Annotated in this window: 1 protein-coding gene; it reads right to left on the bottom strand. The window is 77.5% G+C overall.

Features of this window, described 5'->3' with window-relative positions:
* Positions 1–1,081 (bottom strand): acyl-CoA carboxylase biotin carboxyl carrier protein subunit (locus AB0J52_RS41890; protein WP_500188865.1); only part of this gene is annotated, 1,081 nt, incomplete at both ends.

Here is a 1,081-nt window from a genome sequence, read left to right as displayed (position 1 = left end):
AGCTCGCCGCCCGGCGGCTGCTCCTCCAGCCAGGCGCGCAGCAGCGCGGTGACGGCCGAGGCGTGCCCGGACGCCCGCTGCTGGGCCAGGAAGATCCGGAACACCGCCGCCTCGAGCTCGGGCGAGCGGTCCAGCTCGGTGACGCCGTAGTGGGCGAACGCGCGGCGCAGCCGGTCCTGGAAGTCGTCCGGCAGCCCGGCCCGCTCGACGTCCAGGCTCTGCAGGTAGGTGTGGAAGTACTCGCGCGGGCTGTGCACGTGCCCGTCGCGGCCGACGCCCGTCCCCGCGCCGCCGCCGAAGCCGGGCCCGGCCGGGCGGCTGCCGCCCAGCTCGGCCAGGTCGGCGAACGCCGTGAGCAGGTCGAGCTCGGCGGCCAGCGGACGGTCGCCGTTCTGCACGGCCGCCCGGCGGGCCGCCAGGTAGTCCTCCAGCGTCCGGGACTCGTCGTAGGGGTCGGCGTCGAAGCCGAGCAGCAGCCCGCGCAGGTCGCGGCGGACGCGGACGGCCCGCTCGTGCGGCGGGACCGACTCGGCCCCGCCGGGCAGGTCCAGGTCCGCCGCGGCCGTGCCCGCGGTCTCCTCGGCGGCGGCGTCGCCGAGCGGCTCCAGCCGCAGCAGCGGCGCGCCCGTCTCGACCTGGCCGCCGACCGAGACCAGGCACTCCTTCAGCCGGGCCCGGAACGGCGCGCGCAGCACCGTCTCCATCTTCATGGACTCCAGCACCAGCACCGGCGCGCCCGCCTCGACCTCCGCGCCGACCTCCAGCGGCGTGGCCACCACCAGCGCGGGCGCGGGGGAGCGGACGACGCCGCCCTCGTCCTGGCTGATGCGGTGCGCGACGCCGTCCACCTCGACCAGGTGGACGGGCCCGTGCGTGCCGGTCAGCAGCCGGTACCGGACGCCGTTCACCACGATCTGCCCGGCGTGCCGGTCGAACCGGTCGAGCTCCACGTCGGCGGTGCGGACCTGGTCGCCGGCCTCCAGCCCGACCCGGAACCGCTGCGCGCCGACCCGCGCGACCCGCACCTTGTACCCGGCGCCGCGCAGCTTCAGCTCCAGTGGGCGGCCCGACTCGTGCCGCG

Origin of the sequence: Spirillospora sp. NPDC049652, assembly GCF_040675125.1 — a bacterium.
GTDB lineage: Bacteria > Actinomycetota > Actinomycetes > Streptosporangiales > Streptosporangiaceae > Spirillospora.
The sequence above is the reverse complement of the archived record's forward strand: the minus strand, read 5'-3'. Positions and strand labels throughout refer to the sequence as shown.